The 26,307-nt window shown below is 55.2% G+C and carries 21 protein-coding genes and 1 pseudogene; 11 read left to right on the top strand and 11 right to left on the bottom strand.

The window, feature by feature from the left end; translation table 11 throughout:
• Positions 1-344 precede the first annotated feature (344 nt).
• On the bottom strand, positions 345-722 hold the full coding sequence (locus tag A8O25_RS11745) for a Fur family transcriptional regulator (RefSeq protein WP_066835092.1): 378 nt from the start codon (positions 720-722) through the stop codon (positions 345-347).
• A 158-nt stretch (positions 723-880) separates the two neighbouring features.
• Here A8O25_RS11745 and A8O25_RS11740 point away from each other — a divergent pair, with 158 nt between their 5' ends.
• The 5 genes from A8O25_RS11740 to mscL all read left to right on the top strand — a co-directional run bounded on the left by A8O25_RS11740 (position 881) and on the right by mscL (position 7,925).
• On the top strand, positions 881-1,789 hold the full coding sequence (locus A8O25_RS11740; protein WP_066835041.1) for an NAD(P)/FAD-dependent oxidoreductase: 909 nt from the start codon (positions 881-883) through the stop codon (positions 1,787-1,789).
• A 126-nt stretch (positions 1,790-1,915) separates the two neighbouring features.
• Positions 1,916-4,384, top strand: coding sequence for a DUF2339 domain-containing protein (locus A8O25_RS11735; protein WP_066835039.1), 2,469 nt, complete (start codon positions 1,916-1,918; stop codon positions 4,382-4,384).
• The gene (locus tag A8O25_RS11730; protein ID WP_066835036.1) at positions 4,374-5,618 is read left to right on the top strand and encodes a hypothetical protein; all 1,245 of its coding nucleotides are present in this window, start codon (positions 4,374-4,376) and stop codon (positions 5,616-5,618) included. The genes A8O25_RS11735 and A8O25_RS11730 overlap by 11 nt, the downstream gene beginning before the upstream one ends.
• A 113-nt stretch (positions 5,619-5,731) precedes the next feature.
• Positions 5,732-7,276, top strand: a complete 1,545-nt coding sequence (locus A8O25_RS11725) for an N-acetylmuramoyl-L-alanine amidase (RefSeq protein WP_066835034.1) — start codon at positions 5,732-5,734, stop codon at positions 7,274-7,276.
• 226 nt (positions 7,277-7,502) lie between these two features.
• Positions 7,503-7,925 (top strand): large-conductance mechanosensitive channel protein MscL, encoded by a 423-nt coding sequence (gene mscL, locus A8O25_RS11720; protein WP_066835032.1) that lies wholly within the window; start codon positions 7,503-7,505, stop codon positions 7,923-7,925.
• Between the two features lie 147 nt (positions 7,926-8,072).
• Here mscL and rlmN read toward each other — a convergent pair whose 3' ends face one another.
• The gene (gene rlmN, locus A8O25_RS11715; RefSeq protein WP_066835030.1) at positions 8,073-9,155 is read right to left on the bottom strand and encodes a dual-specificity RNA methyltransferase RlmN; all 1,083 of its coding nucleotides are present in this window, start codon (positions 9,153-9,155) and stop codon (positions 8,073-8,075) included.
• A gap of 21 nt (positions 9,156-9,176) precedes the next feature.
• Positions 9,177-9,605 carry an acyl-CoA thioesterase gene (locus A8O25_RS11710; RefSeq protein WP_066835028.1) on the bottom strand — a complete coding sequence of 143 codons (429 nt, stop codon included), beginning with the start codon at positions 9,603-9,605 and terminating at the stop codon, positions 9,177-9,179.
• Between the two features lie 181 nt (positions 9,606-9,786).
• On the opposite strand from A8O25_RS11710, the gene A8O25_RS11705 reads away from it, so the two are divergent.
• Complete coding sequence (locus tag A8O25_RS11705; protein WP_241499004.1) at positions 9,787-10,683, top strand: S66 peptidase family protein; 897 nt, start codon at positions 9,787-9,789, stop codon at positions 10,681-10,683.
• A gap of 50 nt (positions 10,684-10,733) precedes the next feature.
• On the opposite strand, the gene A8O25_RS11700 is transcribed toward A8O25_RS11705, so the two are convergent.
• The 5 genes from A8O25_RS11700 to A8O25_RS11680 all read right to left on the bottom strand — a co-directional run bounded on the left by A8O25_RS11700 (position 10,734) and on the right by A8O25_RS11680 (position 16,226).
• Positions 10,734-10,967: a DUF5615 family PIN-like protein gene (locus tag A8O25_RS11700; protein ID WP_241499006.1), complete on the bottom strand. Its 234-nt coding sequence runs from the start codon at positions 10,965-10,967 to the stop codon at positions 10,734-10,736.
• Positions 10,968-11,079: 112 nt separating this feature from the next.
• Complete coding sequence (locus tag A8O25_RS11695) at positions 11,080-11,313, bottom strand: DUF433 domain-containing protein (protein WP_066835024.1); 234 nt, start codon at positions 11,311-11,313, stop codon at positions 11,080-11,082.
• A 156-nt stretch (positions 11,314-11,469) separates the two neighbouring features.
• A complete protein-coding gene (locus A8O25_RS11690; protein ID WP_066835023.1) occupies positions 11,470-12,486 on the bottom strand; it encodes a M28 family peptidase in 1,017 nt (338 codons plus the stop codon).
• Entirely contained in the window at positions 12,476-13,969 is a 1,494-nt protein-coding gene (gene cysS, locus A8O25_RS11685) for a cysteine--tRNA ligase (protein ID WP_066835022.1), read from the bottom strand. The genes A8O25_RS11690 and cysS overlap by 11 nt, the downstream gene beginning before the upstream one ends.
• 1,165 nt (positions 13,970-15,134) lie before the next feature.
• On the bottom strand, positions 15,135-16,226 hold the full coding sequence (locus tag A8O25_RS11680) for an endonuclease/exonuclease/phosphatase family protein (protein ID WP_066835020.1): 1,092 nt from the start codon (positions 16,224-16,226) through the stop codon (positions 15,135-15,137).
• A 244-nt stretch (positions 16,227-16,470) separates the two neighbouring features.
• On the opposite strand from A8O25_RS11680, the gene A8O25_RS24355 reads away from it, so the two are divergent.
• From A8O25_RS24355 to A8O25_RS11660, 4 genes are all read left to right on the top strand, one after another.
• Positions 16,471-16,833, top strand: a complete 363-nt coding sequence (locus A8O25_RS24355; protein ID WP_082893592.1) for a Sec-independent protein translocase subunit TatA/TatB — start codon at positions 16,471-16,473, stop codon at positions 16,831-16,833.
• Positions 16,834-16,836: 3 nt separating this feature from the next.
• The gene (gene gatA / locus A8O25_RS11670) at positions 16,837-18,273 is read left to right on the top strand and encodes an Asp-tRNA(Asn)/Glu-tRNA(Gln) amidotransferase subunit GatA (RefSeq protein ID WP_066835019.1); all 1,437 of its coding nucleotides are present in this window, start codon (positions 16,837-16,839) and stop codon (positions 18,271-18,273) included.
• On the top strand, positions 18,273-19,820 hold the full coding sequence (locus tag A8O25_RS11665; protein WP_066835018.1) for a lytic transglycosylase domain-containing protein: 1,548 nt from the start codon (positions 18,273-18,275) through the stop codon (positions 19,818-19,820). The genes gatA and A8O25_RS11665 overlap by 1 nt, the downstream gene beginning before the upstream one ends.
• A 211-nt stretch (positions 19,821-20,031) precedes the next feature.
• Positions 20,032-22,302, top strand: a complete 2,271-nt coding sequence (locus tag A8O25_RS11660) for an NADP-dependent malic enzyme (protein ID WP_182512332.1) — start codon at positions 20,032-20,034, stop codon at positions 22,300-22,302.
• A gap of 9 nt (positions 22,303-22,311) precedes the next feature.
• On the opposite strand, the pseudogene A8O25_RS23815 reads toward A8O25_RS11660, so the two are convergent.
• Positions 22,312-23,325 (bottom strand): annotated as a pseudogene (locus A8O25_RS23815) (lactonase family protein); the annotation flags it as partial.
• Between the two features lie 199 nt (positions 23,326-23,524).
• Positions 23,525-24,739 (bottom strand): MFS transporter, encoded by a 1,215-nt coding sequence (locus A8O25_RS11655; RefSeq protein WP_066835017.1) that lies wholly within the window; start codon positions 24,737-24,739, stop codon positions 23,525-23,527.
• Between the two features lie 150 nt (positions 24,740-24,889).
• Here A8O25_RS11655 and A8O25_RS11650 point away from each other — a divergent pair, with 150 nt between their 5' ends.
• Positions 24,890-25,522 (top strand): GAF domain-containing protein, encoded by a 633-nt coding sequence (locus A8O25_RS11650; RefSeq protein ID WP_206598677.1) that lies wholly within the window; start codon positions 24,890-24,892, stop codon positions 25,520-25,522.
• Positions 25,523-25,650: 128 nt separating this feature from the next.
• Here the strand turns inward: A8O25_RS11650 and A8O25_RS11645 are convergent, their stop codons facing one another.
• Positions 25,651-26,169: a DUF421 domain-containing protein gene (locus tag A8O25_RS11645; protein WP_066835014.1), complete on the bottom strand. Its 519-nt coding sequence runs from the start codon at positions 26,167-26,169 to the stop codon at positions 25,651-25,653.
• Between the last annotated feature and the right edge of the window lie 138 nt (positions 26,170-26,307).

Below are 26,307 nucleotides of genomic sequence, written 5' to 3'. Positions count from 1 at the left end.
TTACCTACTTCCGGATTGCAAATCCGGAAGAGCAAAGCTTGGGATTTTCAAATCTGGAACAGCAAAAGTGTAATAATTGCAATCCCCTTCACTTAACGCAGATTCTCCCCTTGAGGGAGCGAAGAGGGGTGTTTACACAGGAGAGCACGCATTTCAGAAAAAGACTTGTATTACCTATTCAGTTAAAGAAAGCATTTCATCAGCAATGCTTAATCAGCAAGTGTTAACATCCCTCTTTATCTCCCCTCAAGAGGAGAATCACCTGTAATAAGCAATATCACGAAAGCAAATTCCTAACTCCGTTTCCGGCCTACTTTTTCTAAAACAGCCCCAAAACATTCTTCTCACGCCTTGCACCCCGCACAGTACCCAGACACCCAGCAGTTCACCTGTGCCACCTGGTACGCGGGGGGCAGCGCCACCCTCACCTGTTCCGGCAGGCATTCTACCCGCTGGCAGGCGAGGCACCGGAAGTGGAAATGGTCATGGGCATGGTGGTGCTTCTCGCAGCCTTTGCAGAGCGCGAAGTAAGATTTGCCTTCCTCAGAGACAATGCGGTGGGTAATCCCGTCTTCACTAAACCGGTTCAGCACGCGGTAAATGGTAACTCTATCTGCTGTGCCCTGCAGCTGCTGCTCCAGCATGTCCTGGCTCATCGCCGAATCTGAGGATTTGAGCAGGGATAAAATAGCTTGCTGGGCAGGGGTGGTTCGTCTTTTCATCTTCATTATTGCAACACTGTTGCAATAATAGAAAATTCGGCTACATTTGCCAAAAATAATTTACCATGCCCCCCCGCCAGAAGAGCCGCTCTGAAAAAGAAACGCATGGCATCTACCGCCATCTGGTGCTAAAGGGGACTGCCTAATCTGCAACAGCCATGATAGAGAGAGAAGAGTTTGATGCCATTGTTATTGGGGGAAGCTATGCCGGCCTGTCGGGCGCTATGTGTTTGGGGCGTTCCCTGCGCCGCGTGCTGGTCCTGGACAGCGGCCAGCCGTGCAACCGCCAGACACCGCACTCCCACAACTTCCTGACCCAGGACGGTGAAACCCCGGCCGCCATTGCCCAGAAAGCCAGGGAACAGGTACTGGCCTACCCCACCGTCACCTTGCAACCGGGAAAAGCAGTAGCCGCGGCCAGGCAGAACCAGGCATTTGAAATTACCACAGAGGCCGGCCACGTCTATACAGGAAGTAAACTGCTGCTCGCCACCGGCGTGAAAGACCTGATGCCGCCCATCCACGGCTTCGCCGAGTGCTGGGGCATCTCTATCCTGCACTGCCCCTATTGCCACGGCTATGAAGTGGCCCATCAGGAATGGGGCATTCTGGCCAACGGCGACACGGCCCTGGAGCTGGTGAAACTACTACAGAACTGGACACCGCAGCTTACAGTCTTCACCAACGGCAAAGCTGATCTCACCCCAGACCAGCGGCTGGTTTTAGAGAAGCACCATGTCACCCTTGTTGAACAGGAAATTGCCTCCCTCACGCATGCGCAGGGCCAGCTGCGGCAGGTAAACATGAAAGACGGCACCTCCCACCACCTGAACGTCATGTTTGCCCGCCCCGCTTTTGAACAGCACTGTAAACTAGGAATAGACCTGGGGTGTGAACTGACTGAAACCGGGCATTTGAAGGTAGACCCCATGCAGAAAACCAATGTACCAGGCGTTTTTGCCGCCGGTGATGCCATGACCATGTTCAGAACGGTCTCGTTTGCGGTGGCCACCGGCACCATGGCGGGCGCGGCCATGAACAAGGAACTGATTGAAGAGCGTTTTTGACCTGTTTTCAGAAAAACAGGCTAAAAACGGAACGGGCACCCACGGCATTGGCGGCAGCCGAAGTGGAGAGGTATCTTTTTTACCGGATAATATTGTAATATAGTGCCTAGACGTTAATAGGCTGCTATGGAAGTATTTCTGCTTTTGGTGCTGGTGATTTTGGTGCTGTGGTTTGGGAAAAGCGTCTCCAGGCATCTGCTGGCCAGCCGGCAAGAGATGCAGGAGGTGCGTGAAGAACTGGCGCGGCTGCGGGAGCAGGTAAACCGGTCTGTGGTTAGACCGCCTGTTGATGCCGCCGCGGCCGCCGCCCAAAGAGACGCCAGCGCGGCCGTGCGGGCAGCACCCCAAGAAGCGCCTGCCCCGCCCAAAGCGCCCGAGACAGCTGCCCCGGCTCCAAAGTTTACTCCGCCACCGTCCATTCTTCCGCCCGCGGCCGAAAAGCCAGGACCAGCACCCACTCCTATTCCAGCACCGCCCATGGCGGCCTTTGCGCCAGCGGCGGAAGAACCTGCTTACACCGGCCCTGAGCCGGAGAAGCCCTTTTCCTTTTCACAGAAGATTGACTGGGAAAAATTCATTGGCGAAAACCTGATCAACAAGCTGGGGATTGCCATTCTGGTGCTGGGCATTGGGTTCTTCGTGAAGTATGCCATTGACCAGGACTGGATAAACGAGATAGGCCGCGTGGCCATTGGCTTGCTGGCGGGCGGCGCGTTGGTGGCCGTGGCGCACCGGCTGCGTCAAAACTACAAGGCGTTCAGCTCGGTGCTGATTGGCGGCGGCATGGCGGTTTTGTACTTCACCATTGCCATTGCGTTTCATGAGTACCAGATTTTCAGCCAGACGGTGGCGTTTATCTTGATGGCGGCCATTACGGGGTTCACCATCTTCCTGAGCATGGCCTATGACCGTATGGAGCTGGCGGTGCTGGCTTTGGTGGGCGGCTTCGGGAGTCCGTTTATGGTGAGCACCGGCGAAGGCAATTACGTGGTGCTCTTCGTCTTCATTCTGCTGCTGAACGCAGGTATTCTGGTGCTGGCGTACTTCAAAAAGTGGAACCTGCTCAACTTCATTGCCTACGTCTTCACCATTGTGCTGTACGGCGGCTGGCTCTTTACCCGGGTGGTAGACACGCCCAACGCGCCGTATCTGGGGGCGTTGCTGTTTGCCACGCTGTTTTACCTGGTGTTCTTTTTAATAACCATCATCTACAATGTAAAAGAGCGGCAGCGGTTCAGCGGCCCAGAGATCATGATGCTGGTGAGCAACACCTTTCTGTATTATTCAGCGGGGCTGTACGTACTCCATTTTGTGACCGGCGGCCGTTACCAGGGGTTGTTCACCGTTGCGCTGGGCGCGTTCAATTTTGTCTTCGCCTATGCCTTGTACCGCAGCCAGCGCGTTGACCGCACCCTGGTGTACCTGCTCATTGGCCTGGTGCTCACGTTCCTGAGTTTATCTGCCCCCATTCAACTGGAGGGGAATTACATCACGCTGTTCTGGGCGCTGGAGGCGGTTCTGCTGCTGTGGCTGTCACAGAAATCGGGTATTCAGCTCATGAGGTACGCGTCTGTGCTGGTGCTGCCGCTCATGCTGGTCTCGCTCTGCCTGGACTGGATGGAATACACCGTGACCCGCCTGCCGTTGCCGCCGGCCCTGAACAAGCTGTTTGTGACGGGCGTGGTGGCGGTGGCCTCGCTGGCGGGCAGCTGGTGGCTGCTGGGCCGTGAAACCCCCACCCCGGCACAAGGCCGGCTTTTAAGAACCTACCGCACCATAGTGGGGCTGCTGCTGGTGGCGTTCCTGTACCTGGTGCCATTGCTGGAACTGCACCACCAACTGCCCCTTTCCCCGCTGAGCGAAAACACCCAGACACTCTGGCTGGGTTTCTACCGGTATGTGTTCCTGCTGGGCCTGTTGCTATGGAGTAGACGGCTGCGTGACCCGGGGTATCACAACCTTCTGCTAGGGCTGTCCCTTTTGGCGGCGATCCTATACGCCCTCCATCTCAATCCTGCCACCGTGTCCCTGAGAAACGCCTACCTCTTCCCCCAGACTGAAACCCTGGGGGCGTATGCCACCCATTACCTTCCGCTGGGGGCGCTGGGGGCGGTACTGGTGCTGGCGCTGGTGAAGGTGCGGCGGCAGTATGACTGGGGAGGCGCCTGGGGCAAGGTCAGTCTGTGGCTCATCAGCATCATGGCGGTGTTTCTGGCCAGCACTGAGCTGGAGCACACGTGGCTGCTGGTTTCCCGGCCATCGGCCGAAGGCCAGTATGACACCCTGCGCCACGTGCATAACATTGGGTTCCCAATTCTCTGGGGCCTCTGCTCGTTTCTTTTGATGATGCTGGGCATGTCCCGTAAGTTGAAACCGCTGCGCATTATCTCCCTCACGCTGTTCTTCTTCACGCTGCTCAAACTCTTCCTGCTAGACCTGCGGGATATGTCTGAAGGCGGAAAAATTGCAGCCTTCATTTGCCTGGGGGTGCTGCTGCTGGTGATTTCGTTTATGTACCAGAAGTTGAAAAACCTTATCTTGGTTGATGATTCCGCCCCGGCGGAAAACATGACGCCCCTTCCTGATGAAAAGTAACCCGTTCCTGCTCCTCTGCTTCCTCCTGCTGCTGCCCCTTGCGTCTGCCTCTGCCCAGGATTTTAAATGGCAGGCGCAGCTTACCCCGGTGCCGCAGCCGGGGTATTACCGCGTGCTGCTCAGCCCCCAGATAACCGGGCACCTGCAGGAAAGCCTGGCCGACATACGCCTGGTAAACCGGGAAAAGCAGGCGGTTCCTTATCTGCTGCGCGTGGAGCAGCCGGTGCAGTACCAGACGCTGTTCAAAGAATATGAGATTCTGCGGTACCAGCGCCGCCCCGGCGGCATGTCTGAACTGCTCATTCACAATCCAGAACAGCGCACCCTCAACAACATCAGCCTCCTCATTGGCAACGCCGAAACCCGTAAAACCGTCTCGCTTAGCGGCAGTGACAACCAGCAGGACTGGTTTGTGCTCAAGGAGCAGGACGTGCTGTACGCCATTGAGAACACCCAGAAAACCACCGAGGTCAAGCTTCTGGACTTCCCGCTCAGCAACTACCGCTACTTTAGGCTGCAGCTCCAGGACTCTGCCAGTGCGCCGCTCAACATTCTCAAGGCCGGCTACTATGACACCTATTCTGAAGCGGGCAAGTACACCCGTATTCCGGTGCAGACCCTCTCCCGCACTGACAGCGCGAAGACTACGCTGCTGCGCCTCAGGTTTGGTCAGCCGGTGTACCCAGAGCAGTTGGTGTTCCATATTTCGGCCCCGCACCTGTACCACCGTGCGGGACGCGTGGTTTTGGGCAAAAAAGAAGCGTCCGCCAGAGTCCGTAAGAAAAGACGCCGCCAGCAGATAGAGCAAACCACGGTGCCGCTGCTGCTGAGTTCTAACACCCCGGCCACGCTGCACCTTCCGCGGCAGCGGGTAGAGGAGCTGGTGGTACAGATTGACAACGGTGACAGCCCGCCGCTGCGCATTGACTCCCTGCAGGTGCTGCAGCTGAACCGGTACCTGGTAGCCGAGATGGCGCCTGACCAGCAGTACAGCCTCCTGTTTGGCAGTGAAAAGCTGGACGCCCCAGACTATGATTTGATGTACTTCCAGGACAGCATTCCGCGGGAGCTCCCGCTGGTACACGTGCAGTCCCTGCAACGGCTCAAAACCGATATAAAAGTAGGCAAGACCAAAGGCTCCAAGATTCTCATCTGGGTGGCCATTGCCGTACTGGCGGCAGGGCTGGGGCTCATGAGCATCAAACTGCTGAGGGAGATGGAGAAGAAGAAGTGACTCCTGTTTTGGGCCTGTTTTTCAAAAAACAGCCCAAAAACAGAAGGCACCCCTCTAATTCATGGCACATGTAGGGCAGAAGCTTTATATTGGCACTCTTACAGACCTACCCCATGAAACCCTTTTTCCTGCTCCTCTTCACCTGCCTCGCCCTAGAGGCAGCCGTGGCCCAGAACCCAGCCACCAAACCAGCCGCCGCCAAGGCAACCCCTCCCGCCGCCGCCCCTGACTCCCTGCAAGTGGAGTACGTGCGCACCCAGCCAGATGCCGACCTGTGGCTCCAGCCCGGCGACCGGCTCCAGATGCGGGTCAAGGCCAGATCTGGCCTGAAGGTAACCCTCTGGAACCAGCACTCGCTGCAGGAGCTTCCGGCGGTACAGAACAAAGGAGAGAAAGGCTTGTACGTGGGCACGTACATCCTTCAGCCCGGCGACAGACTCCCCAGCTTGAACGTACCGGTGCTGGTAGATGACACCACCAACGCGTACCCGGCTACCGTCTTCAGCACCAAAAGCAACGTTACCCTGCTCAACCCCGCGCAGCCTCTTTACGGCCTCACCAACACCTCCAGCGCTTACCTCAACTATGGTTTGGGCGAAGACCGCCTGGGCGGTGCCAAAATGGGTTTTCTGGACTCGCTGGTGCGGGTGCAGATCACGGGCAAAATTGGCCGCGATTACCGCATTAAACTGTCTAACACGCTCAACGCCTACATGCCGGTGCAGCAGGTGCAGCTGGAAGGAGGCCCCTCTTCGCTTACCGGCGAAAGCCTCACCAGCTCCTGGAGCGTGACCGGCGATGACGAGAAAGGGAAATACGATTACGTGCGGGTGGCCGTGGGCCAGCGCCTGCCCTACACTTCTTTTATGGACGTAGCCCCCAGCCGCATAGTGGTTGATATTTACGGGGCCGTCTCCAACTCCAACTGGATCACCCAGCACCGCACGCTGCGCGAAGTGGAGAACGTGCAGTACCAGCAGCTCACCTCAGATGTGTTCCGGGTCATCATTGACCTGAAGCACCCGCAGGCGTGGGGCTACGGCATTGGCTACCAAGGCAATTCACTGGTCATCAAGGTAAAGCGGCAGCCTGAGAAACTGAAGCTGAAGCACCTGACCGTGGCGGTAGATGCCGGGCACGGCGGCACCAACAAAGGAACCATTGGCAAAACCGGCATTCCGGAGAAGGAAATCACCCTCCAGATTGCCCAGCAGCTTAAAAGAGAACTGCAGAAGAAAGGCGCCCACGTGATCATGACCCGTGAGGCAGATGTAACCGTTGACAACTCTGAGCGCGTGCGTATTCTGAAAAAAGCCCAGCCAGACCTGCTGGTGAGCGTGCACGTGAATTCGGCGGGGCGGCCAGAGGTGCAGGGCACCAGTACCTATTACCGGCACGTGGCGTTCCGGCCGCTGTCACAGGCGCTGTATGAAGAGGTGCTGGAACTGGGGCTGAAAGAGTTTGGCAACATTGGCGGCTTCAACTTCGCGCTCAACGCGCTCACTGAGTTCCCCAACGCACTGGTAGAAACCGCCTTCTCCTCCAACCCCCAGGATGAGCAGAAACTCATTAACCCAGCGTTTCAGGAAGACATGGCCCAACAGATCAGAAAAGGCGTGGAGCGGTTTCTGAAGGAAACCAAAAGAAGAAAAAAATAACGTTTTCGGCTTACTTTTAGAAAAACAGGTCAAAAACAGAACCAACCTTCTAGAGCTTACTTTCATTTTGGTTTTGCCGGTTAAAAATGGGAGGAAAGGTCCTTCTACAGCGTTTTTGAGCGGCGTGGCAGCGCTACAGTGCGAGAAAATGGTGAAGTCAGGTTCTTTTGATATCCGTTTGCAGCGCGAAAGAAAAATATAAACCTACATTTAGCACCCTTTCAATATGGCTATTTTCAAAGATTTCAAAGAGTTTGCCATGCGGGGCAACGTGGTAGACCTGGCCGTGGGGGTGGTGATTGGCGCCGCCTTCGGGAAGATTGTCACCTCACTGGTCAATGACCTGATCATGCCGCCGCTGGGCCTGCTGGTGGGCGGTGACCACTTCAAAAACCTGAAAATGGTGCTGCGCCGCGATGTGATGGGCCCAGACGGCAAAGTAGCCGATGTCACGCTCAACTACGGCGCTTTTCTCCAGAACATCCTGGATTTCATCATCATTGCCTTCGCCATATTTATCCTGGTGAAGCTCATCAATAAACTCAAGCGGGAAAAAGCGGCGGCCCCAACCGCCCAACCCGCCCCTACCAAAGAAGAAGTACTGCTCACTGAGATCAGAGACGCCCTTAGGGAGCAGCGGAAGGGGTAGCCGTTTTCACGGTTCCCGTTTTGGGTCTGCTTTCTGAAAAACAGCCCCAAAACGCACCCACCCCTGTCTCACGGTACTCACCTTCTTTCAAACAGAAAAGCCACCGCAGGTGGTGGCTTTTCTGTTTGAAAGAAGGTGAACCAAGGCTTACGCCTCTTCTTTCTGGTCTTTGATGGCCAACTGGCCACAGGCTGCGTCAATGTCTTTGCCCCGGCTGCGCCGAACGTTCACCTGCACACCTCTGTCTGCCAGATAGCGCATAAACGGCTCCAGGCGGTCATCGCCTGACTTCTGGAACAGGCCGTCGCCAATGGGGTTGTACTCAATGATGTTCACCTTGCAGGGAATGAGCTTGGAGAACTGCAGCAGTTCTTTGGCGTCTTCCAAGTTGTCATTGAAGTGGCTGAGCAAGATGTACTCATAGGTCACCTTGCGGCCGGTTTTCTGGTGGTAATAGACCAGCGCCTCTTTCAATGCCTCCAGCGAGTTGGTCTCGTTGATGGGCATGATCTCGTTACGCTTGGTGTCATTGGCGGCATGCAGGCTCAGGGCCAGGTTAGCCTTGATGCCGTCATCGGCCATTTTCTTGATCATCTTGGCAATACCGGCGGTACTCACCGTGATTCTGCGGGCAGCCATGTTCAAGCCGTCTGGCGCCGTGATGCGCTCAATGCTCTTCATCACGTTGGCGTAGTTCAGGAGCGGCTCGCCCATGCCCATGTACACAATGTTGGTGAGGGCGCGGTTGTAGTTCTGCTCAGACTGTTCTTTGATGCGCACCACCTGGTCATAGATCTCATCAGCGTTGAGGTTGCGTATGCGGTCCATCTTGCCGGTGGCGCAGAAAGAGCAGGTCAGGGAGCAACCCACCTGGCTACTCACGCAGGCGGTCATGCGCTTGGGGTGCGGAATGAGCACGCCCTCCACAATGTTGCCGTCAAAAAGCCTGAAGGTAGATTTGATGGTATAGTCTTCGCTCAGCTGGCTGGTGTTCACTTCTACCGTGTTAAGGGTGAAGTGGCGCTCCAGTTTTTCGCGCAGCGGCAGCGCAATGTTGTTCATCTCGGCAAACGAGGTGGCCGTGAGCTTCCAGATCCATTCATAGACCTGTTTGGCCCGGAACGGCTTTTCGCCCTGCTCCACCATCCAGGCCTTGAGCTGGTCAAGGGTCAGCTTTCTAATGTCCTGCCGGTTCAGAATCTCTATGTCTGGGATAACTAAAGTGCTCATACCACAAAGGTACAAAATATCTTACGGTTTAGTTTCCAGCCGCTCCCGGGCTTGGGCGGGAATTGTCTGGAGCTTTCTGGCGCCGTAGTCAAAGCAGAGCATGCCGGTCTTGGCGTGGGCAATCTCCCTGCCGTTCTGGTTGGTGAGGCGGTACACCAGATCAAACCCGTACTTGCTGAACTCAACCGCCTGCACCTGCACGGTGAGCACATCGCCGTAGAAGCCTTCGCCTTTGTAGACAATGCCCACGTCGCTCATGATCAGCCCGGCGCCACCGAAATCCAGCTCTGAGTACCCGTGCTCTTTCAGAAACCGCACCCGCGCCTCATGCAGCAGGCTCAGCAGGGCGTCATTGCCCAGGTGGCCACCGTAGTTGAGGTCGGTGATTCTGATGGGCAGTTGGGTCTGGAAGGAGAAATGCTCTGGGAGGTCTATCTTGATGCGGGCCACTTTTTAATTATGAATTGGGAATTGGGAATTAAGAATTAGGAATTAGGAATGGAAGATACGGCAAAGACAGTTAGAAAGGGCGTTTTGGAGCTGTTTTCCTAAAAACAGCTCCAAAACAGAAAGCGGGCTGCTCAGAAAAAATGCCTATTTTGGAAGCCCAATCACCAAACAACGCGTACCCGTGAACCTACCCGCCCTCCAGAAAGGCGATGCCGTGGGCATTGTCTGCTTAGCCAAGAAAGTGAGCCCAGATGAAATTTTGGCCGGTGTGCAACTGCTGGAGAGCTGGGGCCTGCGGGTCATCATTGGCCAAAGCGTAGGCGCTGAGGACCGGCAGTTTGGCGGCTCTGATGAACTGCGCACCGCTGATTTCCAGCAGATGCTGGACAACCCCGAGATCAAAGCCGTGATTTCCGCCCGCGGCGGCTATGGCACCACCCGCATTCTGGATCAAATTGACTTCTCCCGCTTGCAGCAGAACCCCAAATGGGTGGTGGGCTTCAGTGATATTACCGCACTCCTGTGCCACCTCCAGAATCTGGGAATTGAATGCCTGCACGCCACTATGCCGTTGCTCATGGGCCAGCCAGACACCGCTGCCGCAGATGAGAGCCTGCGCAAAGCCCTGTTCGGCGAGCCAATTTCTTACACCGTTCCTGCACATCCGCTAAACCAACTGGGCACCGCCACCGCCCCCGTGGCAGGCGGCAACCTGATCTTACTGGACACCATTGTCAACACCGCCTCAGACCTGAACTACAACGGCAAGATCCTGTTTCTGGAAGACGTGGGCGAATACTACTACAACATAGACCGCGTGCTGGTGCACCTGCGTCGCATGGGACGCCTGAGCCAATTGGCGGGTCTGGTGGTGGGCCAGTTCACTGAGATGCAGGACAACGCGGTGCCGTTTGGGAAGACGGTAGAGGAGATTGTGCTGGAGCATTGCGCGGGCTACGGTTACCCTATTTGCTTTAATTTCCCAGTGGGGCATGTGCCCAGGAACCTGGCCCTGGTAGTAGGCAGAGAGGCTGCGCTGGAGGTGACTCCTGAAGGTGCGAGGCTGGAATTTTTATAGTTCCTGTTTTTAGGCTGTTTTTGTAAAAACAGCCTAAAAACAGCTAAACTTCAGTCTATTGCCTCTACCCTGTCTTTAAAGACGTTGACCAACTTGTGTGTCTTATTTAATGCGATCACTTGCTCCCACACATGTGTAGTGGTTAAGAAGAACTCCCGCATCTTCATGTTGCCAAACCGAATATGAATTACTTTGGGAGGCGGTTCTTTGAACAAAATTCTGTTTGAGAAATCGCTGTCTTTTGAGATACTGGTTAATGGCTGCTCCTTCGCGAACTTCCAGATCTGCTTATCTCTCCAAATATCATCAATGTCCGGTTGATGAAGGTAGTCTGGTGAATTTTAAAGGGAGAAATAGTATGGCAGATGTCATCTATGAGGAACTTTGGCATACTGGTTAGGCTACGGTTCTCAGCACATAGCTTCTGTTCATTAATTCTGCCGCAAATTGAAGGCACGCGGTAATGTCTTCCTTTTCCAGAGATGGATATTGGTGAAGTATTTCCTCTGCCGCTTCTCCTGCACACAAAAATCCAAGAATGGTCTGCACAGCTGTCCTTTTCCCCCTAATGGAAGGTTTCCCGTTGCAGATTCTCTCATCTAGAGTTATTCTATCTGTTAGACACTCCATAGGTCATAGTTAATTCCCTTCTCAATGATACTACTTTTTACGTGAGATACATCCAGACTGTCTAGTACTCACGCATCTCTTAAACAAAAAGCCGTTTCCTGGCTCTTTTCCAGAAAACGGCTCCAAAACGCACTTCGGCTGTGCCGATGAGGTGTTCTACTGTTCGGTCATGACCACGTGCAGTACGGTCTGCCCCACCGCTTTCAGGGTGCGCCTGTCAATCACCTCCAGGTTATCTGTATGGCGGTGGTGGTACGGGCCAAAGTAGCCGTCTTCACTGGTGGGGTCATAGGCAATGATATCTGCCATTCTTATATTGGTGTTCTGGATCACGTAGGTGTGGTCATCTGTAATGCCGGGGCTGTCCTGAAACGGGAAATAGTCTGAGTAGCCAATCTGGTGCGCCGTCTTCCAGATTTTCTCCACCACGTCACCGGCGTACACCCGGCTGGTTTCCTCTCTGGCGAAACGGGAATTCTTAGCCCCCACCATGTCCAGCAGAATGCCGTACTGCGCGGTATAGCCCGCCGGCATCAGGTTCTTGCTCCAGTACTGCGACCCCAGGCACCAGCTGTCGGGTTGGTAGGGGTCTGTGCTGCTGTCTGGCTGGCCGTAGTCTTCGCCGTCAAACAGCAGCAGGTCTACCCCCACGTTGCCCTGCAGCGGGTTAGCCTTTAACTGGCGGGCAATTTCCAGAAGAACCGCTACGCCGCTGCCGCCATCATTGGCCCCGTCAATGGGTTTCTCCGGGTTCTGCTTGTCTTTGTCAGCCACGTGGCGGGTATCCCAGTGGGCGGCCAGCAGAATACGCTTACCCGCCTCCGGATTGTACTGCGCCATGATGTTGCGCAGGTTCAGCACCTTGCCGTTGTAGGCTTTGGCGGTGAACTCCTGCACCTGCACCTTGCCGCCGTACGTTTTCAGCTGGTTGATCAGGTAATCTCCGGTTTGCCGGTGGGCAGCGGTGTTGGGTACCCGTGGCCCAAAGCTCACCTGCTTCTGCACAAACGCAAATGCTGAGTCTGCATTGAACGTGGGCACATTGGCCGCGGGGGTCTGTGCCGCGGGAGTTTCAGTAGCCCCGGCGGTTTCCTGCTTTCTACCGTTCTCACAGGCCGGAAGCCCCGTGGCCAACAGCAAACCCAGCACCAGCAGTTTCATCTTATTCTTCATAGGCCCAGTCAATCCCGGTTTTCATGTCTTTGATCACAATGCCCTGCCCTTTGAGCTGCGCCCTGATCTGGTCAACCTTGCCGTAATCTTTGGCCTCTTTGGCTTCTTTGTAGAACCCTAGCACCACCTCCAGCAGCGCCTGCGCATCTGCGGTTTGCTCCTCTTTGAGCCCCAGCACGTCTGTCACCAGGGTGCGGTACTGGCTGCGCATGTGCTCAAAGGTTTCCTGCGAAATGGTTTCCAGCCTCAAGGCGCCGGTGTGCATGCTGTTCACCTTTTTGAGCAGGTTGAACAAAGAGGCAATGGCCTTGGCGGTATTTAAATCATCATGAAGCGGGGCGAACAAGTCTGCCGTCAGCTTTTTGATCTCTTCTTCGGCTTTGGCCTCTACGCCCCCTTCGGCTGAAGCCGGATACTGCAGCTGGTTCAGAATCTTTAAGCCGTTCATCACCTTCAGATAGCCTTTGCGTGCTGCCTGGAGCCCTTCATTGCTGAAGTCAAGCGTGCTGCGGTAGTGGGCCTGCAAGATGAAGAAACGCACGGTCATGGGCGAATACGCCTGCTGCAGCACCTCATGGCTGCCGGTGAAGAACTCGCCCAGCGTGATGAAATTGCCCAACGATTTGCCCATCTTCTTGCCGTTGATGGTGATGAGGTTGTTGTGCACCCAAAAACGGGCGGCATCGGTGTGGTTGTGGCTGGCCTGGCTCTGGGCAATTTCGCACTCGTGGTGCGGGAACATCAGGTCTAGTCCGCCGCCGTGAATGTCAAACTGCTGCCCCAGGTATTTCCGGCTCATGGCCGAGCACTCCAGGTGCCACCCCGGAAACCCGTCACTCCACGGCGAAGGCCAGCGCATGATGTGCGTAGGCGAGGCTTTCTTCCAGAGCGCAAAATCCAGCGGCGACCGCTTTTCCTCCTGCCCTTCCAACTCGCGGGTGTTGGCCAGCAGGTCTTCAATCACACGGCCGGAGAGCTTTCCGTAGCGGTGGTGCTGGTTGTAGGCCGGCACGTCAAAGTATACTGAGCCGTTCACCTCATACGCCAGCCCGTTGGCCAGAATCTCCTGGATCATCTCAATCTGCTCAATGATGTGGCCAGAGGCACGGGGCTCAATGTCTGGCGGCAGCACGTTCAGGCGCTCCATGTCGCGGTGGAAGCTGTTGGTGTACTTCTCCACCACTTCCATGGGCTCCAGCTGCGCCGCTTTGGCCAGTTTCTGGATTTTGTCTTCGCCGTGGTCCGCGTCATTCTGCAGGTGCCCCACGTCTGTGATGTTGCGCACGTAGCGCACCTTGTAGCCCTGGTGCTGCAGGTAGCGCCGCATGACATCAAAGGTGATGTAGGGGCGCGCATGGCCTAAATGGGCGTCACCGTAAACGGTTGGTCCGCAGACGTACAGGCCCACAAACGGGCTGTGCAGCGGCACAAACTGCTCTTTGGTGCGGGAAAGGGTGTTATATAAGTATAAGGAATGGTCCATGTGGGGTTAAACTAATTCTGTGGCAAAATTATAAAACTTACTGGTACTTGTGGTATGGGGGCCAGGTTCTGGGGCCAGTGCGTCTGTTTTAGCCCTGTTTTCTGAAAAACAGCCCAAAAACAGGTTGGGTTCTTGTTTTTAGTTTGGACGAAGCATGGAAGCTAGTGTTGTGAGGTTACTTTGTCAGCATGACTTTTTTTTGCGGCTGCAGTGGCAATGCGTGGTCTGTTGTTCCCTTGGCTGGGCTGTTGGATGAGGTGCCTCATAATCATGCTACTGCAGGGGCAATGCGTAGTTTGCTACTCCCCTGGCTTTGGCGCTTGACGCGGTGGTTTAGTAGCTGTACTGTTTCATCTTTTCCGGTAAGCGCTCACGGCCGCGGGGCCCCGTCCTGCCGGTGAGCACTGCTGTTAAAACTAGGCCCTCCGGCCTTGCCGCTGGAGCGGCACCGTATTAACAGAGGCGCTCACCCCCAGGACTGGTTCAGGTTCCTTTGCTGTAACTGCTTGTGCTGTTATGTCTGCCTTTGCAGGTAACTACTGCTGTTCCGCTAGCCTGTGGCGAGCCCGTGCTGCGCACATCAGCCGGGGGCAGAAGTGCTAATTAACCCAGGTGCCATTAGCAGAAGTGTTGGTTGTTCATTGTTCTTTGTTTGTTTACTTTTTGCTGCTTGCCTGCCGCTTTCTCTGGTTCAAGTTTCCTTCGCTGGCGCGAGTCTCCGGACTCGTGCCTACAGCTGACAGGCGGTCTCTGGCTGCCCTCGCGGCGCGGCGGCGAAACCAGGCATTGCTGCTTCATTCCGGCTGAATTCCCTAAGATGAAAAGAAAGGACTCTGAACTCAAGACTCAGGACTCAGAACTCACTCCAATACTCCCCCCTTTGAAGGGGCGAAGGGGGATGTTACACAGGAGGACGCGCATTGCTGAGGTACGGTCACACGGCATATGCCACACGCATCATGCCAGACAACTTCCTTCCCGGGAGGGGCAGGTGGGTTCTTACGCATGGCAAGTTGCTTTTCCAAACCAAGACAAAGTCACACTTTTAACTCACAACTCAAGGCTCTGGACTACCACCAGCCCCCGTAGTAATGGATTTGCGGGCGTATGAGCCAATTTCTGTTTTCGGCCTGTTTTTCTAAAAATAGCCCCAAAACAGGGGCGCCTATTCTGTTTCTTTCAGCACATAGGTGGCCTCTACGGGGAAATGGTCTGTGAACGTAATCTGGTTGAGCACGTCAAACTGGAGCAGTTCCAGTTGGTCGCTGTAGAAGTGGTTGTCAATGCGCAGGGGCAGCTTGCCGTTGTAGGTGAACCCAAAACCGCTTCCGCCGGCTTCAAAGGCGTTGTTCAGGTGACGCCGAAGCTGCTGATAGGTGTAGGAACTGGGCACATCGTTCAGGTCGCCGCAGAGCAGCACGGGGTGGCGGCAAGCCTCAATGTGCTCCAACAGGCGCTGCACCTGCCGGCTGCGGGCAATGAAACCGCCCTTGAGCCGGCGGGCTATGTTACGGCCCTCGGTCTTGAAGCCCTCCTCACTTTCAACAGCGGCCTCTACTTTTTTTTCCTCTATGGCCATAGACTCTAAGTGCATGTTGTACACCCTGAGCGTGTCTTGGTTGGGCAGGCGCACGTCTACGTAGATGACCTGGTTCTTAGTGGGGAAGCCGAAATCAACGCGCCCTTTGCCCAGGATAGGGAACCTGGAAAAAATGGCCAGCCCAAACTCAGCGCCCACGCCGTTGGTCAGAAACTTGTCTACAAACACCTCCCGGCCCTGTTCTTTGCCTATCCGCTTGCGGCTGTTGTAGGTTTTTTCTTTTTTATTGTGGTAGAACTCCTGCAGGCACAGAATATCTGCGGGGTGCTGGGCCACCCACTGCATCTCCCGCTCCGGCAGTTCGGGGTCCTGGGCGTGCAGGTGCTTGTAGACATTGAATACGCGCACATTGTAATTCAACACCTTGATGCGCTGCTGCCCCGGGTCTGGCGCGGCGTCTGGGGTGTTGAGCGTGAAGTAGCGGGTATGCTGCCCCCAGAACACCACCACCAACAGCGCCGGCCAGAGCGCCCACAGCGGGCGGTGCAGCAGCCAGAAAACCACAAGCACTATATTCAGAACCAGTGCCCCCGGCAGGGACATGGCAATAAACCCGGCCGGCCAGAAATGCTGTGCCGGTATGTACTGGCACAGCACGCCCAGCAAAAGCCACAGGGTTGAAAGTGAGGTGAGAAAGGAGAGGAACTTCTTAAGCATTATGCACTAGGCAGAAAATTAACTGAAGAAGTAAACCTACACAAAAAACCGGAAGCTCTTACAAAAACGTAGGTTCAGGCGCTTTTAAGGCTACTTTTTCAAAAACAGGCTTAAAACAGAGACAGAGCTTTCTCCCGCCGCAGAAAATACCTGACCGGTTGCTCCGTTTTAAACTTGGCAGATGTGCCAAGATTTCGGGAATTAAACATTATTTTTGCATTCTTAACACTTTAACAGTACAGCTATGTTGCTTTCAAATGTTTTGGCGTTCATTGGAAACCTGGGCACCGGGGAAATGGTGGTTTTAGTTTTGATCGTTCTGTTGCTTTTTGGCGCCAAGCGCATTCCAGACCTGGCCCGCGGCTTAGGCAAAGGCATCAGGGAGTTCAAAGACGCCACCAAAGAGATCAAGCACGATATTGAGAACGCGGCCAATGATGACCGCCCGCACAATACCGCAAACCGTAACCAGGGCGGCCCTTACAACCCAAACCCTAACACCAACGGCTACAACCAGCCACAAGGTTACAACAACCCTAACAACGCTCCTTACAACAACAATGAGCCTGTTGTAAACCCTACTACCCCTCATAACCCCAACGTTTAATTCATGCGCTATACATCCCTTGACGCTATCCGGGAGGAGATAGGCCGAGGCTCGCTCTCATGCCGCCAACTGGTGGAGCGTTACCTGCAGAACATTGCAGACAAACGTCACCTCAACGCATTTCTGGAGGTATTTGAAGACGAAGCCCGCCAACAGGCGGAAAAAGTGGATGCCAAACTCCAGGCGGGCACTGCCGGCAAACTGGCGGGCATGGTCATTGGGATCAAAGACGTACTGGCCTACGAGGGCCACACGCTGCAGGCCGCCAGCCAGATCCTGAACGGCTTCAAGTCTCTGTACACGGCTACGGCTGTGCAGCGCCTGCTCGCAGAAGACGCCATCATTATTGGCCGCCAGAACTGTGATGAGTTTGCCATGGGCGGCTCCAATGAGAACTCCTCCTTTGGGCCATCGCTCAATGACATTGACAATACCCGCGTACCGGGCGGTTCCTCGGGTGGTTCGGCGGTAGCCGTACAGGCAGATTTGTGCCTGGCCTCTATTGGCTCAGACACGGGCGGCTCTGTGCGTCAGCCGGCGGCGTATTGCGGCGTGGTGGGCATGAAACCTACTTACTCCCGCATCTCACGCTACGGGCTCATTGCCTATGCGTCATCTTTTGACCAGATTGGGGTGATCACGCAAAGCGTGGAAGACGCCGCCCTTCTGGTAGAAGTAATGGCCGGGGCCGATGAATATGACAGCACCGTGAGCCAGCGCCCTGTTCCCGCCTATAGCCAGGCACCTGTGCCTGACCAGCCTGCCCGCATAGGGTTCATCAGAGATTCTTTTGAGAGCCCAGGTCTTAACCTAGAGGTTAAGCAGGCCGTACAGCGGGTACTGGAGGGGCTGCAGGCCCAAGGACATACTGTTGAGGCCGTAGAATTCCCGTTCCTGGACTACATAGTGCCCACCTATTACATTCTCACCACTGCTGAGGCCAGTTCCAATTTAGGCCGCTATGACGGCGTGCGCTATGGCTACAGAAGTGAGAATGCCACAGACCTGGCGTCTATGTACAAGAAAACCCGCGCCGAAGGCTTTGGCAAGGAGGTACAGCGCCGCATCATGCTGGGCACCTTTGTTTTGAGCGCCGACTATTATGACGCATACTACACCAAGGCGCAGCAGGTACGCCGCCTCATCAAAGAAAAGACAGATGACTTGCTGGCGCAGTATGATTTTCTGATCTTGCCCACCACGCCAACCACCGCTTTCAAGATTGGCGAGAACACCAAAGACCCGCTGGCCATGTACCTGGAGGATATTTACACCGTTCAGGCCAATCTGGCAGGCATTCCGGCTATTTCGTTACCAATTGGGCAAGATGCCGCAGGGCTGCCAATTGGGGTGCAACTGATGACTAAAGCCTTTGGGGAGGAGCAGCTGTTTGCCTTCTCCAGACAACTGATGAACCATCAATCACAAGTAACCGTCTAATGCGCATTTCTACCTTTCTCTCTGGCCTTGTTCTTTCACTGGGTCTATGCCTTTCTGTGCATGCCCGCCAGGCAACCGTCTTACCAGACGCGGCTGCTGCCCCCAAAGACACGACCAAGGTGTTGGTTGACTCAGTGGAGTTTATTCCCGTGGAAACCGATGAACTCATTCAGGACCGCCTGAGCTGTCTGGAGCAGGAGATCCCGCTGGAGTTCAACAAGCACGTGAGAGGGTTGATTGATTATTTCACCATCAGGAACCGTAACTACACCCGGCGTGTACTGAGCCGCCAGCCACTGTACTTCCCTCTTTTTGAGAAGTACCTGGCCAAGCACAACATGCCAGATGAGTTGAAGTACCTGGCCGTGGTAGAGTCAGCGCTGCTGCCTAAAGCCGTTTCGTCGGCCAAAGCGGTGGGGCTGTGGCAGTTTATGACACCAACGGCCAATGACTTCAAGCTGGTGCAGAACTCGTATCTGGATGAGCGCATGGACCCGGAGAAATCTACTGAGGCCGCCTGCAAGTTCCTGAAACAGCTGTACCGCATGTTTGGCAGTTGGGAAATGGCGCTGGCAGCGTATAACTGCGGCCCGGGCAATGTAAAGAAAGCCATTGCCCGCTCTGGCGGCAAAACTACTTTTTGGGGCATCTACCCGTGGCTGCCCCGCGAGACCCGCAGCTATGTGCCTTCTTTCACGGCCATTGTCTACGCCATGAACCACGCCCCAGACCATAACATTCGGCCTGATTCTTTACAGCAGCCCATTCTGGCAGACACGCTGCTCATCAACCAGTCACTGGACCTGAAGCTCTTGGCCAAGCAGCTGAACCTGCCAGAGAACCAGATCGCTGACCTGAACCCGGCGGTAAAAAAGCAGTACCTGCCAGAGACGGTGCAGAACTTTCCGTTGCGCATTCCGGCCTTCAGCAGGCCCCTGCTAGAGGAAAACCGGCTGGCTATTCTGGACTCGGCACGCCATAGGGTACCGGTGAAGATGACCATGCCGGCGGCGTCTACTATGATTGCCAGGGCGGTAACAGCACCTTCAGACTCGGCTAAAAAAGGGGTGTATGTGGTACAGAGAGGTGACAACCTGACCAGGATTGCGCAGGAACACCAGGTGACGGTTGCCCAATTGAAAGAATGGAACAGCCTGAAAGGAAATGCGCTTCTTGCCCACCAAAAACTGGTTGTTTTTAAACCTGTTCCGGCAGAGGCCAAAGAAGAAAAAGCCCCAGCGCCAACAGCAGAGGCAACCTTGCTGGCCTCTGCCGAGGAAACGGCCGCGGCTAAAGGAAAAGTGGCAGGCCCTAATGCGGAGGCAACCCCTAAAGAGAATGCGGCCACAGCCTCTGTGGCGGTAAAAAGAGCACCTGCCAGAAAAGCAGAGGTTGCCACCCCGCAGACGATTCACCATGTGCAGCCTGGAGACACGCTCTGGAACATCTCCAAGCGCTATAACAACATTAGCGTAGAGCAGCTTAAAAAAGCGAATAAATTAAAAGGGGATGAACTTAAACCGGGTATGAAGCTTATTGTAGGCTGATATCCCCCCTATTATATGAATGGCATCTCGGGCAAACGTCTGAGATGCTTTTTGTTTTTCTGTTCATTTAAGAAAAACAGGCCAGAAACGCACCACATGGCGCATCTGGCGCTGTTCCCTTTGCTGAATAGGAAAAATCTTACCAACTTGAAATTCTTACCCATTGCCGCCCCTGGTGGCCATGGGCCATTTGACAACAACAGGAGAAAACATGATCAAGATCAACAAGAAAGACGCGCTGAACTACCATAGCCAAGGACAGCCGGGTAAAATTGAGGTGGTTCCCACTAAAATGGTGAGCACCCAGATGGATCTAGCCCTGGCGTATTCCCCCGGCGTGGCCGAGCCTTGTAAAGAAATTGCCGCCAACAAAGATGATGTGTACAAATACACCGCCAAAGGCAACCTGGTGGGCGTGATTTCCAACGGAACCGCTGTTCTTGGGTTAGGGAATATTGGCCCGGAGGCCTCTAAACCCGTGATGGAAGGGAAAGGCGTTCTTTTCAAGAAATTTGCCGGCATTGATGTGTTTGACATTGAGATCAATGAAACAGACCCAGACAAATTCATCCAGATTGTAAAATCACTGGAGCCTACGTTTGGGGGGATCAACCTGGAAGACATCAAAGCCCCTGAAAGCTTCAAGATTGAGAATGCGTTGCGGGAGCAGATGAACATTCCGCTCATGCATGATGACCAGCACGGCACCGCCATCATCTCCAGCGCCGCCTTGCTGAACGCCCTTGAACTGGTGGGCAAAGACATCAAGAAGATTCAGATGGTGATCAATGGGGCCGGGGCCGCTGCCATTGCCTGCGCCAAGCTCTACCTGGCCCTGGGTGTGAACATTGACAACATTGTCATGTTTGACAAAGACGGCATCATCAACCCGGAGCGCAATGATCTGGATATTTACCGCGCCCAGTTTGTGACCATGCGCAAGATCACCACCCTGGCAGAGGCCATGGAAGGCGCTGATGTGTTTGTGGGGCTGAGCGCCGGCAATGTGCTGGACCCAGAGCTGGTGAAAAAGATGGCCGCCAACCCTGTCATTTTCGCCCTGGCCAATCCAGACCCGGAAATTGCGTATGAGGCCGCCATGGCTACCCGTGATGACCTGATCATGGCTACCGGCCGTTCAGACCATCCTAACCAGGTGAACAACGTACTCGGGTTCCCTTACATTTTCAGGGGGGCTTTAGACGTGCGTGCCACTGAGATCAACGAGGCTATGAAACTGGCCGCCGTGTATGCCCTGGCAGAACTGGCCAAAGAGCCGGTGCCCGACATTGTACACAAGGCCTACGGTGACAATACCATCTCCTTCAGCCGCACGTATTTGATCCCCAAACCCCTGGACCCACGCCTGATCACTACGGTGAGCCCTGCCGTGGCGAGAGCGGCCATGGAGACCGGGGTGGCGAAGAACCCAATCAAAAACTGGGAGCGCTACCACCATGACCTGCAGGCCCGCATTGGGATAGACCAGAAACTGATGAACCGGGTGATTACCCAGGCCCGCCAGAACCCCAAGACCGTGGTATTTGCCGAGGCAGACAACTACAAGATCCTTAAGGCGGCAGAGACGGTGCTGGAGCAAAACATGGCCTTCCCTATTCTGCTAGGGGAGAAAGCCCGCATTCAGGAACTGATTGAGGAATTCCATTTAGAACTGGACGGGGTGAAAATTATTGACCCCCGCGAGGAAGACGCCAAGTGTGAGAAATTTGCCCACCTGCTTTACGAGAAGCGCAAACGCAAAGGCATGACCCTGTTTGACTGCCGCAAGCTGGTGCGCATCAGGAACTACTTTGGCTGCATGATGGTGGAGACCGGCGAGGCCGATGCCCTCATCTCTGGCTTGACCCGTGACTACTCCTCTACCATTAAACCCGCGCTGCAGGTTATTGGCGTGGAAGAAGGCGTGAACAAGGTGGCCGGCATGTACATCATCCAGAACAAAAAAGAGCCTTATTTCTTCTCAGACACCACCGTGAACCTGCAGCCTACCGCAGAGGAACTGGTAGACATCATAGGCCTGACTGCCCGCTACGTACGGTTCTTTGACCGGGTGCCAAGAATTGCGGTGCTGTCCTACTCCAACTTTGGGTCAAGCGCAGGCGTGGTACCTACCAAAACCCGCGAGGCTACCCGTATGGCCAAGCAGCGGTACCCAGACCTGCTCATTGACGGGGAAATGCAGGCCAATACCGCAGTAAACACAGATCTGCTGCGGGAGCACTATCCGTTTAGCGAGCTGGCCAATGAAGGAGCCAACACGTTGATCTTCCCGGGGCTGGCCGCCGGTAACATTGCCTATAAACTCCTGCAGGAGATTGGCGGGGCCGAAACCATTGGCCCGGTACTGATGGGCATGCGCAAGCCGGTGCACATTCTGCAGCTGGGCTCCTCTGTGCGGGACATCATCAACATGGTGGCCATTGCGGTGGTAGACGCGCAAACGTGCAAGGCAAAACTCTAACTCCACTGATTTACCTGTGTAGGTGAGCTTGCCTGTCTGCGGGTCTACTTTAAACGTGGTGATGTTGTTGGAGCGCTGGTTGGCCACCAACAGCGTTTTCCCTGAGGGCGAAAACCCGAAATTGCGGGGCCAGTTGCCCTGCACATTCTCATGCTGCACCAAGGTAAGTTTGCCGCTGGTCTGGTCAATGGCGAACACCACTATGCTGTTGTGCCCGCGGTTAGAGCCGTACACAAACCGGCCGTCTTCAGAAACGTGCACATCGGCGCAGAAGCTTTCGCCGGTGAAGCCCGCCGGGAGCGTGGAAACGGTTTCTACCTCGGTGAACGTGCCCGTGGCGGCGTTGTAGGTGAGGGCCGTGAGGGTGGAGTTGAGCTCACTGATCACGTAGGCAAAGCGCTTGTTGGGGTGGAAGGTGAGGTGGCGCGGTCCGGCCCCCGGCTTGGCCGTGAACGCGGGCTGCGCCTGGCGCTCCAGTTTGCCATTGGCTTTGTCCAGTTTGTAGCCGATGATCTGGTCTATGCCCAAATCTACCGCCAGGGCGAAGTCGTTTTTGGGATCTGGTACAATGCAGTGGGCGTGCGCCGTTTTCTGCTCTTTTCTGGGGCCGCTTCCTTCGTGCTGATCAGAATCAGTGGGCGCGCTCAGCTTCCCGTCGGCCTCAATCCTGAACGCCGTGACGTTCCCGCCGGAATAATTGGCCACCAGCGCTACCTTCTCGGAATGATCCAGACTGATATAGCAGGGGGCGCCGCCCAAGGTAGGCTGTTGGTTCAGGAGGGTGAGGTTGCCGGTGCGCTGATCTATGGAAAACGCACTTACCCCGCCGCCTTTCTGCCCCTGGAACTGGGCGGTCTCGTTCACGGCGTATAAGTGCTGGCGGTCTTTGTCCAGGGCCAGGAAAGAAGGGTTCTCACCGCCTTTCACGGAGATCACCCTGGTCAGTTCCCCGGTTTGTTCATTCAGCCGGAAGGCAAAGATGCTTTCGGCGTCTGGTTTTGCGTACGTACCTACGTAGACCATCATTTCTTTATTGGTTTGGATCTGTTTAACGGAGGTACAGGCGGCTAAGGTTATGGCAACCAATAGAACTAAGGCATTCAGAGATTTCACAGACAGGGAGAGTTGGTTTTCGGTAAGTTGCAAAAAAGAGGGCACAGAGAAAAAGAAACGGCTGTTTTTGGCCTGTTTTCAGGAAAACAGGCAAAAACAGAACTAGGGCTTAGGCGGCCTGTAACCGGCGCACCACCACGTAGAAACCGACTGCCGTAAAGACAGAGAGCCCGCAGCCTGCCCACCACAACGTGTCAAACCCGAAGCTGGCAATGGTTCTGGTGCCCACAAACGGGCCAATGATATGGGCCGCGGAGTAGGCAAGGCTGTAGAGCGCCATATAGGAACCCCGGTTGCGCAGGCCCGACCGGTGCACGGTGAGCGTGCTCATGAACGGCATGGCCAGAATCTCAGAAAGGCTCATGAGCAGCACCGAGAGCAACAGCACCAGAAACCCATAGGCCAGGTTCAGGAGCGCAAACGCCATGGCCAGCAGCAGCAGACCCGTGACAATCATCTTCCAGAGGGGGAACCGGTCCCCCACCAGATAGACAATGATCATCTCCAGCAGAAACACCATGAGTCCGTTAGAAGCCAGCAGGGCGCCAATCTGCAGCTCAGAGAGCTGGTACACCTGCCGGTAATACAGCGGCATGGTAGAGAAGAACTGGAAGAAAGCCACCGCAAAAAAGCAGCACAGCACCGTAAAGAGCAGGAACAGGCCGTCACGGTACGGGTTGCGGTCTGGTGCGGCCGCAGGCGCAGCGGCCTCTGCCGGTTTGGGCAGTGGGGCGTGGCCCTGGCGGTGCCGAAAGTAGAAGTAGAAGATAGCCCCCGCAGTGATACACGTCAGTCCGTCTGCCATGAAGAGCCACTGGTAGGAAACGGTGGCCAGTACACCGCCCAGCGCCGGGCCAATGGAAAAGCCCAGGTTGATGGCCATGCGGTTAAGGGAGAACGCGCGGGTGACATTCTCAGGGCGCGCATATGAGCTCACCGAAGAGGCGTTGGCCGGCCTGAGGCTTTCAGTGAGCAGGCTGAGCAGGAAAATACCCCCGGCAAACAATTCAAACCGCTGTAGCTGCACCATTACAAAAAACCAGCCTCCGCCCAGAACCAGGCTGAAGAACTGCACCCTGAAATGGCCAATGCGGTCAGTGAGCCAGCCGCCCAGAAAAGTGCCGCACATAGAACCCACCCCAAACAGGCTGAGCAAGATACCCGTTTCCCTCACGCTGAACCCCAGAGACTCGGTCAGGTACACGCTTAGGAACGGCACCACCATGGCCCCGCTCCGGTTAATGAACATCACCGCCGCCAACAGCCAGGCCTCCCGGGAAAGGCCGCCAAAGGCATTGCGGTAGAGGGTGAGAATTTTGACCATGTTGCCGAATTGAGCGCGCAAAAGTAGGAAATTGCTGAAAATCAGCCTAGTCAGTAACTAGTGAAAGCTCAGTTTCAACGGGGTATATTTCTATTTCATCGATTTTTTGGTCCGGCCACGGGGTTGACAATTACCTTTGCCACAAGAAATTTGACCACCCCTAAGCCAAATGAAATGCCCATAGCCGAGTTTTCTCCAGGAAACACCCCTTCCCAAAACGAGGAGCTGCGCTTAGAGGCGTTGGCAGAATATGAACTCTTAGACACTACCGCAGAAGAGGAGCTGGACGAACTCACGGAGCTGGCGTCACAGGTGTGCGGGGTGCCCATCTCCCTTATTTCCCTGCTGTCAAAAGACCGGCAATGGTTTAAGTCAAAACTGGGGCTGACCATCTCAGAGACGCCGCGGTCTGTTTCATTCTGCCACCATGCCATTCAGGGCAACGGGCTGTTTGAGGTAGAAGATGCCACCACAGACCATCGGTTTAAAGACAACGCCCTGGTAACGGGTAACCCCAATATCAAGTTCTACGCCGGCGTGCCGCTGGTGACCCCGCAGGGCCATGCCCTTGGCTCCCTCTGTGTGATAGACACCCAGCCGCGTATTCTCACCCAGGAGCAGCGGCTGGCGCTGGAGGTGCTGGCCAGGCAGGTGATGCTGCACTTTGAGCTGAGGCGCATCAGGCTGGAGCGGGAACGGGAAAAGGGGCAACTGGCACTGGTCCAGCAACAGCTGGCGCAGTTGCAGAAAGTCATGAACTCCCAGAACCCTCCGTTGAACTAACGCCTGGCCCTGCGGGACCAGCCACATAAATTTAAGAGCCCGGGAGAGCGTCTCCTCCTAATGTCTTCCACTGGGGTATCTTCAGAAAGAGCTGCACCCGTGCCGTCTCCCGTCTGAAACCAGCTGAATTATGCCTCTTTTACATTGTGCAGTACGGTGGGGGCCGTGCCTTCCTGCTTTTTAAGGGCGCTCATACTGCCGCTGGTCTCCAGCACTACCGCCTCTACCTGTTCCAGGCCAGAAATACCGCTGCTGCGCATGGCGGCCAGCACCTCGTCTTGGGTTACCCGTTCCTCCTGCAGTGCCTTCTCCAGAAATTTGCCCTGGTAGTACAGAAACCGGGGCTCTGACTTCACCAGCTCAGACACTGCCTTAGACCGCACAGAAAGCCACGTAATGATGTACTGCAGCAGGGTCAGCATGGTCAGCGCCACCACCCCTTCGGCCAGCGTCACGTCTTTGGAGAGAATGATGGTAGCCAGGGTAGACCCAAAGGCCACCGTCACAATGAAATCAAAGGCGTTCATTTTGGAGAGGGTGCGCTTGCCGGTAACGCGAAGCACAATTATCAGGTACACGTATGCCAGCAATGACATCAACACCACCCGTAGTATCCCGTCCCAGTTCTTGAAAAACATGTCTTCCATATCTATACCCTGGTTTGCAGTAAGTTCCTCTATAGAAGACGGGAAAAGGAGCCCCGGGTTTAGAAGAACTCAGGCGGCGGGGCGGGCCAGAAAAAGAACGTCCTTCTGTGCGTTGTTTTCAGTAAACAGCCCCAAAAA

The organism is Rufibacter ruber (assembly GCF_001647275.1).
Lineage (GTDB): Bacteria > Bacteroidota > Bacteroidia > Cytophagales > Hymenobacteraceae > Nibribacter > Nibribacter ruber_C.
Note: the sequence above shows the minus strand (reverse complement) of the source record. Positions and strands in the feature narration are given on the sequence as shown.

What these genes read in the sequence shown, in the direction of transcription:
- A8O25_RS11745 (WP_066835092.1), bottom strand. Translation starts at nt 722, where the DNA reads ATGAAAAGACGAACCACCCCTGCCCAGCAAGCTATTTTATCCCTGCTC.
- A8O25_RS11740 (WP_066835041.1), top strand. Translation starts at nt 881, where the DNA reads ATGATAGAGAGAGAAGAGTTTGATGCCATTGTTATTGGGGGAAGCTAT.
- A8O25_RS11735 (WP_066835039.1), top strand. Translation starts at nt 1,916, where the DNA reads ATGGAAGTATTTCTGCTTTTGGTGCTGGTGATTTTGGTGCTGTGGTTT.
- A8O25_RS11730 (WP_066835036.1), top strand. Translation starts at nt 4,374, where the DNA reads ATGAAAAGTAACCCGTTCCTGCTCCTCTGCTTCCTCCTGCTGCTGCCC.
- A8O25_RS11725 (WP_066835034.1), top strand. Translation starts at nt 5,732, where the DNA reads ATGAAACCCTTTTTCCTGCTCCTCTTCACCTGCCTCGCCCTAGAGGCA.
- mscL (WP_066835032.1), top strand. Translation starts at nt 7,503, where the DNA reads ATGGCTATTTTCAAAGATTTCAAAGAGTTTGCCATGCGGGGCAACGTG.
- rlmN (WP_066835030.1), bottom strand. Translation starts at nt 9,155, where the DNA reads ATGAGCACTTTAGTTATCCCAGACATAGAGATTCTGAACCGGCAGGAC.
- A8O25_RS11695 (WP_066835024.1), bottom strand. Translation starts at nt 11,313, where the DNA reads ATGGAGTGTCTAACAGATAGAATAACTCTAGATGAGAGAATCTGCAAC.
- A8O25_RS11690 (WP_066835023.1), bottom strand. Translation starts at nt 12,486, where the DNA reads ATGAAGAATAAGATGAAACTGCTGGTGCTGGGTTTGCTGTTGGCCACG.
- cysS (WP_066835022.1), bottom strand. Translation starts at nt 13,969, where the DNA reads ATGGACCATTCCTTATACTTATATAACACCCTTTCCCGCACCAAAGAG.
- A8O25_RS11680 (WP_066835020.1), bottom strand. Translation starts at nt 16,226, where the DNA reads ATGCTTAAGAAGTTCCTCTCCTTTCTCACCTCACTTTCAACCCTGTGG.
- A8O25_RS24355 (WP_082893592.1), top strand. Translation starts at nt 16,471, where the DNA reads ATGTTGCTTTCAAATGTTTTGGCGTTCATTGGAAACCTGGGCACCGGG.
- gatA (WP_066835019.1), top strand. Translation starts at nt 16,837, where the DNA reads ATGCGCTATACATCCCTTGACGCTATCCGGGAGGAGATAGGCCGAGGC.
- A8O25_RS11665 (WP_066835018.1), top strand. Translation starts at nt 18,273, where the DNA reads ATGCGCATTTCTACCTTTCTCTCTGGCCTTGTTCTTTCACTGGGTCTA.
- A8O25_RS11660 (WP_182512332.1), top strand. Translation starts at nt 20,032, where the DNA reads ATGATCAAGATCAACAAGAAAGACGCGCTGAACTACCATAGCCAAGGA.
- A8O25_RS11655 (WP_066835017.1), bottom strand. Translation starts at nt 24,739, where the DNA reads ATGGTCAAAATTCTCACCCTCTACCGCAATGCCTTTGGCGGCCTTTCC.
- A8O25_RS11645 (WP_066835014.1), bottom strand. Translation starts at nt 26,169, where the DNA reads ATGGAAGACATGTTTTTCAAGAACTGGGACGGGATACTACGGGTGGTG.